At 62.3% G+C, this 14,437-nt stretch carries 15 protein-coding genes; 4 read left to right on the forward strand and 11 right to left on the reverse strand.

Translation table 11 applies throughout. The annotated features are described in order from the left end of the window. Positions 1–8: 8 nt before the first annotated feature. Together IQ26_RS26565 and argH are read right to left on the reverse strand one after the other, a co-directional pair. A complete protein-coding gene (locus tag IQ26_RS26565) occupies positions 9–881 on the reverse strand; it encodes an amino acid ABC transporter permease (RefSeq protein ID WP_145721345.1) in 873 nt (290 codons plus the stop codon). Next, on the reverse strand, positions 881–2,344 hold the full coding sequence (gene argH, locus IQ26_RS26570) for an argininosuccinate lyase (RefSeq protein ID WP_145721346.1): 1,464 nt from the start codon (positions 2,342–2,344) through the stop codon (positions 881–883). Before argH ends, IQ26_RS26565 begins: the two co-directional genes overlap by 1 nt. Before the next feature lie 189 nt (positions 2,345–2,533). Here argH and IQ26_RS26575 point away from each other — a divergent pair, with 189 nt between their 5' ends. Further along, positions 2,534–3,436, forward strand: coding sequence for a LysR substrate-binding domain-containing protein (locus IQ26_RS26575; RefSeq protein ID WP_145721393.1), 903 nt, complete (start codon positions 2,534–2,536; stop codon positions 3,434–3,436). Positions 3,437–4,072: 636 nt separating this feature from the next. Here IQ26_RS26575 and IQ26_RS26580 read toward each other — a convergent pair. From IQ26_RS26580 to IQ26_RS26595, 4 genes are read right to left on the reverse strand one after another with little or no spacing between them, the layout of a single operon-like run. After that, positions 4,073–4,375: an SDR family NAD(P)-dependent oxidoreductase gene (locus tag IQ26_RS26580; protein WP_145721347.1), complete on the reverse strand. Its 303-nt coding sequence runs from the start codon at positions 4,373–4,375 to the stop codon at positions 4,073–4,075. Further along, a complete protein-coding gene (locus IQ26_RS26585; protein ID WP_145721348.1) occupies positions 4,372–4,686 on the reverse strand; it encodes a DUF6522 family protein in 315 nt (104 codons plus the stop codon). Before IQ26_RS26585 ends, IQ26_RS26580 begins: the two co-directional genes overlap by 4 nt. A 32-nt stretch (positions 4,687–4,718) precedes the next feature. Then, positions 4,719–5,054 carry a metal-sulfur cluster assembly factor gene (locus tag IQ26_RS26590; protein WP_145721349.1) on the reverse strand — a complete coding sequence of 112 codons (336 nt, stop codon included), beginning with the start codon at positions 5,052–5,054 and terminating at the stop codon, positions 4,719–4,721. Continuing rightward, positions 5,051–5,578, reverse strand: coding sequence for a DUF2249 domain-containing protein (locus tag IQ26_RS26595; RefSeq protein WP_145721394.1), 528 nt, complete (start codon positions 5,576–5,578; stop codon positions 5,051–5,053). Before IQ26_RS26595 ends, IQ26_RS26590 begins: the two co-directional genes overlap by 4 nt. 1,719 nt (positions 5,579–7,297) lie before the next feature. Here IQ26_RS26595 and IQ26_RS26605 point away from each other — a divergent pair. Beyond that, positions 7,298–7,501, forward strand: coding sequence for a DUF1858 domain-containing protein (locus IQ26_RS26605; protein ID WP_145721350.1), 204 nt, complete (start codon positions 7,298–7,300; stop codon positions 7,499–7,501). Positions 7,502–7,507: 6 nt separating this feature from the next. On the opposite strand, the gene IQ26_RS26610 is transcribed toward IQ26_RS26605, so the two are convergent. After that, positions 7,508–8,212, reverse strand: coding sequence for a Crp/Fnr family transcriptional regulator (locus IQ26_RS26610; RefSeq protein WP_145721351.1), 705 nt, complete (start codon positions 8,210–8,212; stop codon positions 7,508–7,510). 206 nt (positions 8,213–8,418) lie between these two features. Next, a complete protein-coding gene (gene hemN / locus IQ26_RS26615) occupies positions 8,419–9,771 on the reverse strand; it encodes an oxygen-independent coproporphyrinogen III oxidase (RefSeq protein ID WP_145721352.1) in 1,353 nt (450 codons plus the stop codon). A gap of 93 nt (positions 9,772–9,864) precedes the next feature. Between hemN and IQ26_RS39235 the strand changes: the two genes are divergently transcribed. Then, complete coding sequence (locus IQ26_RS39235) at positions 9,865–10,026, forward strand: hypothetical protein (RefSeq protein WP_156090955.1); 162 nt, start codon at positions 9,865–9,867, stop codon at positions 10,024–10,026. A gap of 758 nt (positions 10,027–10,784) precedes the next feature. Here the strand turns inward: IQ26_RS39235 and IQ26_RS26620 are convergent. The 3 genes from IQ26_RS26620 to IQ26_RS26630 all read right to left on the reverse strand — a co-directional run bounded on the left by IQ26_RS26620 (position 10,785) and on the right by IQ26_RS26630 (position 13,642). Next, on the reverse strand, positions 10,785–11,240 hold the full coding sequence (locus IQ26_RS26620; protein ID WP_145721353.1) for a c-type cytochrome: 456 nt from the start codon (positions 11,238–11,240) through the stop codon (positions 10,785–10,787). Positions 11,241–11,444: 204 nt separating this feature from the next. Continuing rightward, on the reverse strand, positions 11,445–12,926 hold the full coding sequence (locus IQ26_RS26625) for an ATP-binding protein (RefSeq protein WP_145721354.1): 1,482 nt from the start codon (positions 12,924–12,926) through the stop codon (positions 11,445–11,447). Further along, positions 12,923–13,642, reverse strand: coding sequence for a response regulator (locus tag IQ26_RS26630; RefSeq protein WP_145721355.1), 720 nt, complete (start codon positions 13,640–13,642; stop codon positions 12,923–12,925). Before IQ26_RS26630 ends, IQ26_RS26625 begins: the two co-directional genes overlap by 4 nt. A gap of 316 nt (positions 13,643–13,958) precedes the next feature. Here IQ26_RS26630 and IQ26_RS26635 point away from each other — a divergent pair, with 316 nt between their 5' ends. Further along, positions 13,959–14,429: a (2Fe-2S)-binding protein gene (locus IQ26_RS26635; RefSeq protein WP_145721356.1), complete on the forward strand. Its 471-nt coding sequence runs from the start codon at positions 13,959–13,961 to the stop codon at positions 14,427–14,429. Positions 14,430–14,437 lie beyond the last annotated feature (8 nt).

The raw sequence follows: 14,437 nt of genomic DNA on the forward strand, positions 1-14,437 counted from the left end.
GACCGACCTCACATGGATGCGCGGATAGATTTCGAACCGCGTCCGAAATAGCGTTCGATGTAGTGCTGGCCGACCGACAGGACGGAAACTACGGCGAGGTACCAGAAGCTTGCCACCAGCAGCAGTTCAAGAACGCGGGTGTTGGCGAAGTAGATTATCTGGGCATTGTGCAATATTTCGGAATATTGGATGACGCTTGCCAGCGATGTCAGCTTTACCATTCCGATCACTTCATTCCCGATCGGTGGAACCATGACGCGCATGGCCTGTGGCAGGACGATACGGCGCAGCATCTTCATCTGCGTCATACCGATGGTCCGCGCTGCTTCGTACTGACCGCTATCCACCGACAGAAGTCCGCTTCGCACGACTTCCGAAGTATATGCTCCCTGTGAGATGCCGAGGCCGAGCATGGCGGCAACGAAAGGTGTCATGATGTCCACCGTCCTGATCTCGAAGAGGCCAGGGATCCCCATCGTTGGAAATATCAGTGCCAGATTGAACCATAGCATCAGCTGCAACAGGGCCGGTGCTCCGCGGAACACCCAGACATAGCCGATGGCAATCGAAGACAGTACTGGATTGCCGGAAATGCGCATGATGGCGATCACGACGCCGAGCACGATGCCGATGCTCATGGCTGCTGCCGTCATAACAAGTGTGTTCACGAGGCCGTCGAGAATGGCCGGCGCAAACAGGAAGTCGCGTACGTAGCTCCATTCGATCTGCCCGACGCTGAAAGCACGAGCCAGGCCAGCCAGCAGGAGGAGGACGATGGCTGCGGCGACCATTCGGCCAATATGGCGCTTCGGTACAAGTTTCAGATGGGCGATCTCGTATTTGTCGTCGGCGCGGGCGGGGCTGTCGGTTGCGGCAGTCATCAGCTTCGCAACTCCTGAGCGTCGTTCCTCTGGTGGTCGGCGGTATGTGCCTTCACGGGCGCTTCGGCGAAGGCGCGGCAGGCCTCGATCGCCATCTCGAACCGCGCGATCTGTTCGCGGACACGGACTGGCGCTGTGGCGCCATAACCGGTCCTGCTGGCAAGAGCCTTGTCAAGCGCGATGGCTGCAAGCATGCCTGCGTTCAGACGCAGGTCGATCTTCGGCAGATCATCCTCCGTCAGGCCGGCGAGATCATGGCCACGCTCCTCGCAGTAGCGGACAACCGCGCCGGTTACCTCATGCGCCTCCGCGAAGGGTACGTTCTGCCCGACCAGCCAATCGGCGACCTCGGTTGCCAGCGTGAAGCCCTTTGGGGCCTCCTCGCGCAGTTTCTCGACGTCGAATTCAAGCGTGGCAACCATGCCGGCAAAAGCCGGAAGAACCAGCTCGAGGATGTCGATCGCCTCGAACAGGCTGCGCTTGTCTTCGGCCAGGTCGCGATTATAGGCGAGCGGCATGGCCTTCATCGTGGCGAGGAAGCCCGCGACATTGCCGATCAGCGTCCCAGACATGCCCCGCGTCAGTTCGGCGACATCGGGGTTCTTCTTCTGCGGCATGATAGACGAGCCAGTGGAGTATGAATCGTGCAGCCGAACCCAGCTGAATTGCTTGGAGCTCCAGATGCAGATCTCTTCCGCCAACCGCGACAGGTCCACCGCGACGAGCGAGCAGATGAACAGAAATTCCGCCACGTGGTCGCGGGCCGAGACGGCATCTATGGAGTTTTCGCAGGCGGCGGAATAGCCAAGCTCGATGGCGGACTGGTCCGGCCGGCAGGCAATGCCGGAACCGGCAAGCGCGGCGGCACCGAGCGGTGAGCGGTCAAATCGGCGATCCCAATCCTGAAGCCGCAGCAGGTCGCGCAACAGCGACTGGGCGTGCGCCATCAGATGGTGACCGAGCACGATCGGCTGTGCGGGCTGGAGATGGGTAAAACCTGGCATGACCGTTTCGGTGTGACGTGAGGCTTGGTCCATCAGGGCTTCCTCGACGGAAATAATGCCCCGCGAGATTTCGCGGGCCATCCGGCGAAGATAGAGGCGTGTGTTGTTTGCGGTTTGGTCGTTACGGGAACGCCCCGCTCGCAGCTTTCCGCCGAGGGCACCCAGGCGCGCCATTAGTAGACGCTCCAGGAACGTATGAACGTCCTCGTCGCCGGCGACAGGCTCCTCTCGGCCGCTTCCGACATCCGCCTCGATAGCGTCGAGCGCAATTCGAATGGCGGAGAATTCGTCTTCATCCAGCACGCCGGCACGTTTCAACTCGGAAGCATGGGCGCGGGAGCCGGCGATATCCTCCCGATATAGGCGGAAGTAAGACTTCGGAGCGCGTGAGAGATTGGCTAGGGCTTCCGACGGTCCGGACTTGAAGCGTCCACCCCAGAGCTGAGTGGGTGCAGCCATCCGCAATCCCCTGTGTAAACTTTTAGCAAGGCTCCCATGTGCCCCTTTGTTGGGCAAGCGAAGTTATTTCGCTTCACTATGACAAAAACGACTAGTTCAGATATTCGGTTGGGTTTACTGGCTTGAAGCGAAGACGTCGGCCATGGACGGATGCATGGCATGGCCAGTTGGAACAAAGCGGAGAATTGCGTGGCATCCGGCCGACGGCGCTTACCTTCGATAACCGCCCTACAGGTGCTGCTGGCAGTGGCCGAGAGAGGATCGACCAGCGCCGCTGCCGACGGCACGTCCCTGTCGCAGAGCGCCGTCAGCAAGCAATTACTGGCGTTGGAGGACCTGATCGGCAGTCCGGCATTCGTCCGCACACCGCGTGGCATGATACCGACCGAGGTCGGCTCGATTTACATCGAACAGGCGCGGACAGCGTTGAAGGCGATGGAGGACGCGGCGCTGCGCGTCGCACGCCTGAAACCTGGACCCCGCGTGCTGCGTCTTCAGGTGCCACCCATCTTCGGAGATCGCTGGCTGCTGCCGCGCTTCGTGCAGTTCACCGAGAAGCATCCCGAGATCGAGGTGCAGTTCACCACTTTCGTGTCGCCCACCCAATCGGAGGTTCCGGACGGCATATTCCGTTTCCTCTCGAAGCCTCAGCAGGGGGAGGAGACGCATTATCTCTTCGGGCGTGAGGTCCTCCTGGTGAGCGCACCGTCCTACTGGGAAAAGGCCGGTTGGCCGCAGACGATCGCGGACCTAGCCAGCGGTGTGATGTTGGAGCATCCCCAGACCCCGCTGCATTGGCGACACTTTGCCGAGAGCCATGGCGAAGCCGGACTGGAAGCGCGACATACGACGCGCTTCGGCTACTACACCATGGTCATCCGCGCCGCACTGGCTGGACAGGGTATGGCGTTGATCCCGCGCGGCTTGATGCTCGACGACTTGGCAGCCGGGCGGCTCGCCAACCCGAGCGGTTTCGGCTACCGTAGTGACTACGGCTACTGGTTCGCAAAGGCGCAAGATATCGCGCCGAGCGCATCGATACAGACCTTCGAGAAGTGGCTGATGGCGGAAGCCGAGGGAATGCGGGACTGAATGTTGCGCCGCCCAGGTCGCCAGCTTGCGCAGCGTTTTCTCGGATCGAGCTCAACGTCGCCAAGGGGATCACTGCCAGTCTGCGAAAAAAAATCGACCGGTCCTAGCGATAGTCCGCGAAAGCGCGGAATTCGCGAACAGCCGAAATTCGTCAATGAAGTCAACAGCCCAGATTTTTGACGGTATGCTCGGCCTGAGCGAAAATAAATTACCTCTTAAAATCAATTTGATTACCATGAGTTGAAACAATCGAGTGGGAGTGACGGGTACAAACGACGGTAATAGAGTAGTTTTGGCGGCGATTTTCGCCATCGTCTAATTGCTTTTTCCGCCCGGATGTCACTCAATTAGCCAGCGTTCTCCATCTTTGACTTGTAAGTGCGATCTGCGCTCGCTTTTAGGAAGATGTCGAGCCGCTTCAAAGGACGAGAGCACTCTAGCGTAAATTGGCGCGCACAAAGGCGGTCTGCTTCGCGCGCCCATCTCGGCCATCATCCATCCAAAAGCGCTCGTCAGCTCATCCGCGAGCCTTGATTAGGAGGAAATGGCCGCAACCGGTTTCTTTGCGGTTGCGGCCAGGCGGACTGCGTGAAGGTCTATTGAATCATTTGATCTTCTTCGCCCGATCTTCGGCGCTCAGATCCCGATACCACCGGCTATATTTATAGTCTCACTGTTGATGTAGCCCGCAGAAGGTCCGGCGAGGAAGCAGATGGTTTCAGCCACTTCCTCAAGGGTTGCGATGCGACGGATCGGATGCATGTCCAGGATGACCTCGCGGTCAGGAAGCTCACCGGCGACGTCCGAGGCCATGTCCGTGGGCATGATCCCCGGCTGTACGACATTCACAGTGATGTTGCGGGGGCCGAGGTCACGCGCGATCCCCTTGGCATATCCGGCGAATGCCCATTTGCCGCTCTCTGACTGCGTCCCGGTCAAACCCGTTTCCGCCTGGGTGCGGTCACGGTCAGTTCCTGGCTGATGATCTCGCCATCATGACCGACGATCATCGTCAACTCGCGGTCATGATGCTGGAAGGAAAGGCGGTGTCTGCCCTCGTCCTCGCCAATCCCACGCTCGACGCGGCCCTTTATCGAGCCCCTCTGCATCTGCCTGAGGAAATACTCGACCGCGAACTTCATCGCTCGCGCGGCCACCGCGGCGTCGATTTCGGGCACGCCATCCGTCCAACGAACCGGGTCATGCCGGATCACTCCCAAAACACGCTCCACCGGGTGATTGTCCCGCATGTCGTCGACAGCCTTGCAATCCGGGCAACTGCTCACCATCCACCTCGGTCCGTGATGCCCAGTCGCAGTCGCGCGTCTGGTGTCATCATCCTCGGCGACCATGGCGGCTCGTAGGTGAGCGCGACATCGACGAATTTAACGCCTGGCACGGTCCGTGCGCTGTCACGAACGCCTGCCTTGAGATAGTCCGTGGCTGGGCAGCCCGGCGTTGTCGTGGTCATGACGACGTGCGCGGTGCCACCCTCCTGGATGGCGACATAGTACACCAGTCCCAGTTCGACGATGTTGCCGCCGAGCTCGGGGTCGATCACGAGGCGAAGCGCATCCTCGACGTGCCGGACCAGATCGTCGGTCTCCGCCACGTTCATTCGGCAGCCTCGCGCCTGGCGCCGATCCGGACGAGCAGCCGATAGGTCGTTCCGTCGCGGTCGAACCCGCCGCGCCAGTCGTGGCCGCGCTTCTCCAGTTCCGGCATAAGGAAGACCGGCTCGCGGCAAAGCAGCGCTGACAGGACTTCGCCTGTCTGCATCGCCTCGATCGCCGCCAGGATGCGAACCATCGGCTCGGGTGGTTCGAGATCACGATTGTCGAGATGCATCAGCGGGCTTGGCCATGCCGCTTCGACGAAGGCCGACGCCATCTCGTCCGCGAGATCCTCCTGGTCGGCGTGGCGGAAAAGTACTTCCCAATCGCCGTCGCTGATTTCCCGATCCTCGTGCGCAAACCCCATCGAGCCGAGAGCCTGGAACAGAGGTACCGGCCTGAACGGCGCCAGCAGCCGGAATCCCTGGCCCGGAGCGAGCGCACCGATCGTCTCCATGATCTTACCCAACGGCTCTCCGCCTGCGGCCAGGATCGGCCGGACGTCCAGTTCCACGAATGTCGTCATGATCGTCATCCTTCCTTTGTCATGCCCTTTGGGCGAACGAATAGAGCAGGCCGGGCCTATGCGCCCCTCGGGGAAACGAGCTTCGGCGCTTACATCGACAAGGCGCCGGGCGCGCAGAAGCTGCACAATTATCCCGGCGGTCGCGACAAGCATGCCCGCCGCAGTCGCTTGGAACGCCGGCGAATGCTCGTACAGTAGGGCCGCCGCGCCTCCCCAAACCGACGCGAAATACAAAAGGAACCACTTTTCGGCGCGGTTTTCGACGACCAGGTCCTGAACGCGCGGCGTGGCTTTCTTGCCGAGAACCGGGCCATAGCATTCGAGCCAGGTGAGGAACGGCACGATCTTGTAGAGCATGGCCAGTCCGAGCCCGGAAAGCCAGCCGAATGCCGCGAGGAAGACGACGGCTGCGGCGTGCCGCTCCAGCGCACCCAACCCGGCAAGAATCGCGGTGAGCAGGACGGTGAGTCCCAGCGAGGCGAAGGCGAACACGGCCATGCGCGTGTTGAGTTCAATCGTCCGTCTTTTGCGGGCGCGATAGAGATACAGCATGTCGCGGCCGTAAAACCCAAGCGCAGCGAACCCGACCGTGCCGGCCGCGAGCAGCATCGGGTCGAGACTTCTCTCGGACAGGATGGCCAGGATGCCGCCCGGCACCGCGATGACCAATGCGCATATGGCGAGATGCAGCACGAGCCTGGTGCCGCGCCGGTCCAGTTCCGGCGCCAGCATGAACATGGCGAACAGCCTGTAGCTGACGCCGATGGCGCAAAGGGTGAGCCAGCCGGCGAGACCGGCAAGCGCATGGAGGGAAACACCTCGCCCTGCAAGATCGATGAGATAGGCGTCGTCCGTGACGCCGCCGCGCACCAGCGCGAAGATGGTGCCGAGCGCCGTGGTCAGAGAGATTCCAACCAGTCCGACACCGACGAAACGCGCGGGCAGGGGAAGCGGCCGCCCGGATATCAGCGTTCCGGCGAGGTTCCATATCACGAGGGCGAAGCCGAAGCCGAGCAGGATGCTCGCCAGAGGAAAGAAGGGCAGCGCGTCCTCGATTTGCCCATCGAGCCAGAGAAATCCTGAAAGCAGTGCAACAAGACCGCCAAGCAGGCACAGAAGTGCCGGCATGGTCAGGACATTGTTGAACAGCGGACGGTGGATCAGAACCGGCACGAACTGGAACAGCGCCCCGCACATCAGCAGGCTTAGCCAGCCGATCGTCACGATATGCACGACGATAAGGGTCCGCGGAGACTCGACTGACGCGGACGGGTAGCCGTACCCGGCCGCCATCAGCCCCTCTGCCAGGAGGAGCGCGGCAAGCGCTGCGGCGAAGTAGGACATGGTCCAGCGGGAAAGGGAGACGCCGGTCACCATAGTTCTCCTCTGTCAGGATCGCGCTGGAGACGCGTTCCACCAAACTGTTGGCCCAAGCTTATCGCTTCAACCGGAACGTTCTTTGCGCTGACGCAAGCAAATCCGTTTCCAAAAGCATTGGGGTCGGGGTCGCTAGTGGACAATCACGGTGTCGAGTCGTTCATAATCCGTCTAGGCACGGTTGATCGCCAGACGCCGGCCGACATCGCACTCTCGCCGCAAGACGTTCCGCAAGTACCGACGCCGTGGCGGAAGACTGGCGATTCCTTTTTCGCCGTTTCTGTTTGCTGATCCGCAATGACGGGGGCGCTCCGAAGCCTGATGATGTGTTCCAGGAGCGGAGCCATGAAACCGAAGTTTCACGACGACATGACGATGGACGCAATCATGCGCGAGTGGCCGGACACCATTCGCGTCGTTCTTGATCATGGATTGCTTTGTGTAGGCTGTCCCATCGCATCCTTTCACACGCCGGCGGACGCGGCCAAAGAGCATCAGGTGGACGAAACACGGCTCATCCACGATCTGGTCGATGCCATGAAGGGATAGGTCGCTTCAGCTCTTCTCCGCGCGTCCCTGCGCAAGCAGGAACAGGCGGTGCGGTTCGACAATAGTCACTTTCTGGCGGCCGCTCTTGACCAGACCCTTGTCTTCCCAGGAGGTGAGCAGACGGCTGACCGTATGAAGCGTCGTGCCGGTCATCTCCGCTATGTCCTGGCGTGAGATCGGAAAGTCAATGAGAATGCCTTCGTCCGTGGTCTTTCCGGTCTGCTTGACGAGACGTAGCAACGCATGGGCAACGCGCTGTTCCACCTGCTCGGTAGCCATCTCGACGACACGGCTGTGCGTGTCGTTGAGCCTGGTCCCCACCGTCTTATAGGTGTTGGCGCCAAAATTTGGGAAAGCGGTTGCGAAGTCCGACCAGAGGTTGCCCGGCCAGGCCAGCGCCACGCAATCGACCGCTGCGATCGCGCTCGCCGGATAAGTGGATCGGCCCAATGCCTGGGCGATGCCCATCAATTCCCCCGGACTGATGTAGCGCACTATCACCTGCTGACCGTCCAGTGTCGTCTTCACCACGCGGACATGCCCTGCGATCAGGAGGAAGAAGGAATGGGCTTCGCCCTCTTGCTCGAAAACCGCCTCATCCTTCGCTATCCGCAACGAACGGGCCTTCTGAAGGATGCGATCGAGGTCCGCCGGAGCCACGCCCTGGAATGGAGACAGCCCAGCAATCAGCGAGCGGTCGAGGCGGCTCACGGTGACTCCTCCTTCCATCGGGTGGAACTCAAAAGACTCGATGCGCGAATGCATCGCCACAATGTCACATGTGACGGAACGGCGACAAGCCGTCACCAGTGTGGCCTTTTCACGCCCCTCGGTTGTGCGCGTACGATCGGACGCGTGCCCCATGCCGGCATCGCGCGAGCTAAGCCGGTCTGGATCTCCCGATTTTCTGGAGCGGGCTAAGCCGCCTTGCTGTGGGCGCGGACCGACTGGTCCAGATAGGCATCGAAGGCGGCGGCGACTGCACGGATGACGAAGCGGTGATCCTGGCGAACGCGGATGAACCCATCCGTCATGTCGAGGACGCCATCCTGCATCAGCTCTTCCAGCCGGCCACCAGTCTCGAGAATCCGGGCGGGCTCGAAGCCGTGCGACGCACAGATCGCAGCCACATCAGCCTCGAAGTCGCACATCAGCCGCTCGATGATTGCCGCTCGTACCAGATCCTCGGCCGTCAGCCGGTAGCCCTTCGACGTCGCAAGGCGGCCGGCGGCGACATGGCGCGCATATAGGCCCGGCGCCACCTCGTTCTGGATATAGCCTTCCTGCGTGCGGCCGATGGCGGAGGCGCCGAAGCCGAGCAGCGTGTTGCAGTTGTCGGTCGTGTATCCCTGAAAGTTCCGTCTGAGGGTCCCGGTCTGCTGGGCCCGCACCAGATCGTCGTCCGGCAGCGCAAAGTGGTCGAGGCCGATCTGCCGGTAACCGGCGGCAACCAGCGTTTCGGCAATGGCCGATGCCTGCTCGCTGCGCGCTGCGCTGTCTGGCAAGGCGGCTTCGTCGATCATTCGCTGATGCTTCTTGAACGTTGGGACGTGGGCATAGCCGAAGACAGCGAGCCGATCCGGTTTCATCGCAACCGCTGCCGTCGCGGTATCAACACAGGACTGCGCGGTCTGGTGCGGGAGGCCGTAGATCAGGTCGAAATTGATGCGGGCGACGCCATGGCGCCGCAGATTGTCGACGGCTTCGGCTGTCTGCTCCTCGCTTTGGATGCGGTTGACGGCCTTCTGCACCACCGGATCGAAGCTCTGCACGCCAAGGCTTGCCCTGCCGATGCCGGCGGCGCCAAGAGCTTCGGCCATATCGGCCGTGAGCGTGCGGGGATCGATCTCGATGGCGATCGAAGCCGCTGCGGTGAACTCGAAGCGCTGGCGCAGGAGTTCCATCAGCGAGGCGAACTCCGCCGGCTCGATGATCGTTGGCGTGCCTCCGCCAAAATGGACTTCGCCGACCTGCAATCCTTTCGGTGCGCGATCCGCGACGATGCGGATTTCCTCTCGCAGCGCGTCCAGATAATCGAGGATCGGCTGGTCCTTCCTCGAGATGGTGGTGTGACAGCCGCAGTACCAGCACATGGACCGGCAAAACGGGATGTGGAGGTAGAGCGACACGGGGTCGCCGGACGGAAGGTCGCTCAGCCAGCCCTCATAGATATCGGCACCGACCGCCTGAGAGAAGCGCGGCGCCGTCGGGTAGCTGGTGTAGCGGGGCAGGCGAGCCTCCCCATATTTCCGCAAAATGGTCACTTGCAACGGATTTCCTGTGCTGCACGGGATCTGTCCGTTCTACCTACCCGCGCCGCCGGCATCATTCCTTGCGAAATATCAAGCACCGGCGATGTCGACATGGAAGCCTATGAAATCACCCATATCGAAGGCAGCACCCATTGGATGCCGGGCGCCAACGACGCCGGGCGCACTGCCTGGGTATCCCACGAACCGGATGCGGTTCTCGATCCGGTCAAGGATTTTCTGGCCCAAGTGCTCAGGGAACGACGCAACGCATAGCTGCACTCCGCGCAATCTTCGGAAAGCAGCGACCGGGAGCGCTACTTCCGTTCCTTCGACAGCGCTCGCTTACCGGATCTGAGGACGACGCCGACAGGTGTTGGCCGCCCGAACGCGGATAGCCGGCCGATAAAAATTGTAGCCAAATTTGTCGAAGCGACCCGAAATCCAAGAACTACGCGGCTCTCGCGTAGATTCGCATACATTCGGGTACATTTCGATCGTACTCGGGCAAATCCCTGCGACAGGCGTGGCGTAAGTTTCAATCGTGAGCAGGAAGCCTCGTCATGGTGACGAGACAGAAAGCCGACAGCGGTTTCGCAAGCGGGAGTCAACACCGCGCGAGGCGCCGGTCGGCGGTCCGCTCATTCCAAGAAAGGAAAATACGATGAAGAAACTTGTAACGGCTTTCGCCCTTCTTGCCTTGTCGACAGGGGTCTCTCTCGCTGCCAATCAAAACCCGGACCGCGACCCGACCCGCGGGTTCGCTCCTGATGTCGACAAACGCGAAATGACCTTGGATACGAGTCATACGGCTTCCTTGCCGCTACCCGTAGTGGCCTCGCAAGAAGGACAACCACAGCCGGGCAAGGCCCATAAGGGTCGTGCACCATGGGCGGGCCGTTAATATACTGAACTGCCCGATCCAAAAAATGTCCAGTCACCCTCCATGCAACGAGGGTGGTTGGACATGCGGCGCACGAAAATCGTCCCGCCATCGATGAATCTCGCAGGTCGTTGAGTGTGCGGGCCGGACGCTACCGCGTGACCGCACCTTCCAAATAGGCGATAATCGCTGCCCGCTGGGCGGCATTGGGAACGCCCACTGTCATCGACGTGCCTGGCACCGCCTGTCGCGGTGCCGCGAGAAAGGCATCAAGAATGCCGCCTTCCCAGACGATGCCCGACTCCCGCAGTGCCGCCGAATAGCGGCCACCCTCCACACTGCCGGCCGTGCGGCCGATGACGCTCGACAGATGCGGGCCGACCCTGTTCTGGCCGGGCTCCAGGCTGTGGCAGGTGCCGCAGCGCTGCCGAAACAGCCGCTCCCCTTCTACCTGCTGCGCGAAAGCGGCGGCCGGCAACAGCAGGCCAGCGGCGGCCAAAAGCCCAGCCAGGAACGCGCGCGCTCGCGTGGCAGACGTCGCCAGGGATGCGGCCGCAGCTCCAGCGGAAATGATGTGGTTGCGTGTCGTGGCTTGTGAACGGTTCATTGGATGACCTCTGCGGAACGTTGGGGGATGGGCTTTGCTGGTGGCAGGAAGCTCCGGGCAGGACCAGCCGCTCACCAGCGGGAGCGGCAGCCGGGCCAGGGAAGGTGCTGGGGAGGATGCGGGTGGTGACTTGTCCTTCGTTGCCGCGGCGATGATCGGATCGTGGCACGGCATCGCGTGTTCCGATCGCGGGACGGGTTTCGGTCAAACCGGCAAGGATCGCAGTCCGGTCGGAGGGGTCGTCTTAGGCACAGGCGCCGGGGCAAGCTGCTTGGCCATGTCGATCAGCGGCAGCCTGATGACCGCGCGAAGGCCTTTGCTTCGGTTCTCCAGCACGACGTCGCCGCCGTGGTGGCGGGCGATGGCGCGGGCAATTGACAGGCCGAGCCCGACGCCGCCGGTCTCCCGGTTGCGCGACTGCTCCAGGCGGAAGAAGGGGGCGAACACCTGTTCCATATCGCCTGCCGGAATGCCGGATCCGGCGTCCTCGATCACGATGTCCAGGCTGTCGGCACTACTGACCAGGCTCACCTCGGCATGCTCGCCGTAGCGGACGGCATTTTCGACGAGGTTGCGGATCGCCCGGCGCAGCGAGTCCGGACGGCAGCGATACAGCACCTTGGGTCCGTCGCTGACGGTGACGTCTTGACCCAGCTCCGCAAGATCGTCGCATAGGCTACCGACCAGCGCCGAAAGATCGACGGTCCGCGTCTCCTCTACCGCGGCGTCCTCGCGCGCGAAGGCGAGCGCCGCTTCCGTCATCGTCTGGATTTCCTCGATGGTCTTCAGCATCTTTTCCTGGAGATCGGGATCCTGGACGAACTCCGCGCGCAGCCGGAGCGAGGTCAGCGGCGTGCGCAGGTCGTGGCTGATCGCTGCCAGCATGCGTGTGCGGTCCTCGACGAAGCGCTGCAGGCGCTCCTGCATGCGGTTGAACGCCTCGGCGGTCTGGCGGATGTCGTCCGGCCCGGATTCCGGCAGCCGCGGCACGGCCTCGCCGCGGCCGAACAGTTCAGCGGCATTGGCGAGGCGTCGCAGCGGACGCGCGATTGCACGCGCCCCGAAAATCGCTATGGCGGACAGGATGAGTGCGGTGAGCGCCAGCGACATCGCTGACTGCGTCGTCCAGAAGGCGTTCGGCATCGCCTTGGCGTAGGCGGCGTTCAGCCATGTGCTGTCGTCGAGGCGGACGGAAAGGCCCATGCCGTTTGGGGCGGCGTCCATATAAAGAAACTTGGCCGGCCGCGAGAACGGCCTGCCATTGCCGGACAAATCCAGCATGCGCGGCGGCACGGAAGGATCGGCGGCATCGACTGCGCTCGAAGCCTGTCCGTTCATATAGGCGGCATACTTGCCGGCAATTCCGGGCAGCGGCTTGGCGAGCTGCGTCAGGGCTTCCTGTTGCCAGGCGAGGGGATTGCTCGGGCCGTCGTCCGAGGTCCAGAAGCGCGTATAAGCCGTGCCGCTGACGTTGAGGATGTCGGGCCGAAGCGAGGGCGGCGTCGTGTCCAGCAGAAGGGCAAGGGAGGACGTGCGGCTGACGAACTCGCCCTTGGCCGCCGCATGCAAGGCCTGTCCACGCTCGTCCCACGAGATCAGAAAGGTGATCGCCTGCGACAGGGCAAGCGCAAGCAGCACCAGCATGAGGAAGCGGGCCGCCAGGCTGCGTCTCCACAACAGCATCATGCCTGGGCCACCTCGGCCGTGAAGCAATAGCCGCCGCCCCAGTGCGTCTTGATCAGCATCGGGTTCTTCGGGTCCGCCTCGATCTTCTTGCGCAGCCGGCTCACCTGGTTGTCGATGGCCCGGTCGAAACCGTCGGCGGTGCGCCCGACCGTGAGGTCGAGCAGTTGATCCCGGCTGAGCACGATCCCGACATGCTCGATGAAGGCGGTCAGAAGGCGGAATTCAGCCGTGCTGAGCGCTACCGCCACGCCGTCGAGCCCAACCAGCTCGCGGCGGCCGACATTCAGCGTCCAGCGGTCGAACCGCAACGCGTTCGACTTGAGACGGCCACGCTGCGGCGGCAGGCTGTGAACGCGCCTGAGCACGGCCTTGATCCGCGCCAGCAATTCCCGCGGATTGAACGGCTTGGTCAGATAGTCGTCGGCCCCGATTTCAAGGCCGACGATCCGGTCGATCTCCTCGGCCATGGCGGTCAGGAAGATGATCGGAACGTCGACCGTCCCGCGCACGTGCCGGCAGGCGGTAATGCCGTCGTCGCCAGGCATCATGATGTCGAGGACGATGAGGTCGGGCAGGCTGCGGTCGAGCAGCCGCTTGAGCGCCGCGGTGCTGTCGGCGACACTGACGCGGTAACCCTGCTGGGTGAGGTACTTCCCCACGAGATCGCGGATGTCCCTGTGGTCGTCGACGACCGCGATGTGCTGCGCTGCTTCCATGCATTGCTCCAAGGCCGCCAAATAGTCGGCCAGTATCGACGATATCTAGTTCGCGTCTACACGGATGATCACCTTCCGCACCATGGCGGCAAGCTCGCGCAGGTTCAACAAAACGTGAGAAGTGTAACGAAGTGTATCAGCGCCCGCGCCTGCGACAGCTTGCGATGAACTACCGGTCGTCCGGACAAGGTTCTGCGACAGCTCCTGGCTAGCTTGGCCTCGTCGCTAGCCGGGACTTCCGGTCTTTGCCGCCAGGCCATGCTGCACGGCATCCGGCCGGCGGTCCTCGCCAGCCTTGTTCGAAAGGATTTGCACAATGGCCAGACTAACCATCAACGGCGCGCCCCGTGATATCGAGGTCGATCCGGACACGCCGCTGCTGTGGGTGATCCGCGAGCAGATCGGGCTTACCGGGACGAAGTACGGCTGCGGGGTTGCCGCCTGCGGCGCCTGTACCGTCCATATAGACGGCGTCGCCACGCGCTCCTGCGTGCTTCCGGTGAGCGCGGTCGAGCCGGACCAGCAAATCACCACGATCGAGGGGCTTTCGCCGGACAGTTCGCATCCGGTCCAACAGGCGTGGCTGGCACTCGATGTGCCGCAATGCGGTTACTGCCAGGCTGGCATGATCATGGCTGCGGCGGGTCTGCTCATGCAGAACCCGAATCCGACGGACGAGGACATCAACGCCGAGATCACCAATATCTGCCGCTGCGGCACCTACAACCGGGTGCGCGCCGCGATCAAGCTGGCCGCCAATAGCGGCGAAGCTGTGCAGCGCGGTTGAAGGAGAAC

Source organism: Mesorhizobium tianshanense (assembly GCF_007830515.1).
In the GTDB taxonomy this organism is placed as follows: domain Bacteria; phylum Pseudomonadota; class Alphaproteobacteria; order Rhizobiales; family Rhizobiaceae; genus Mesorhizobium; species Mesorhizobium tianshanense.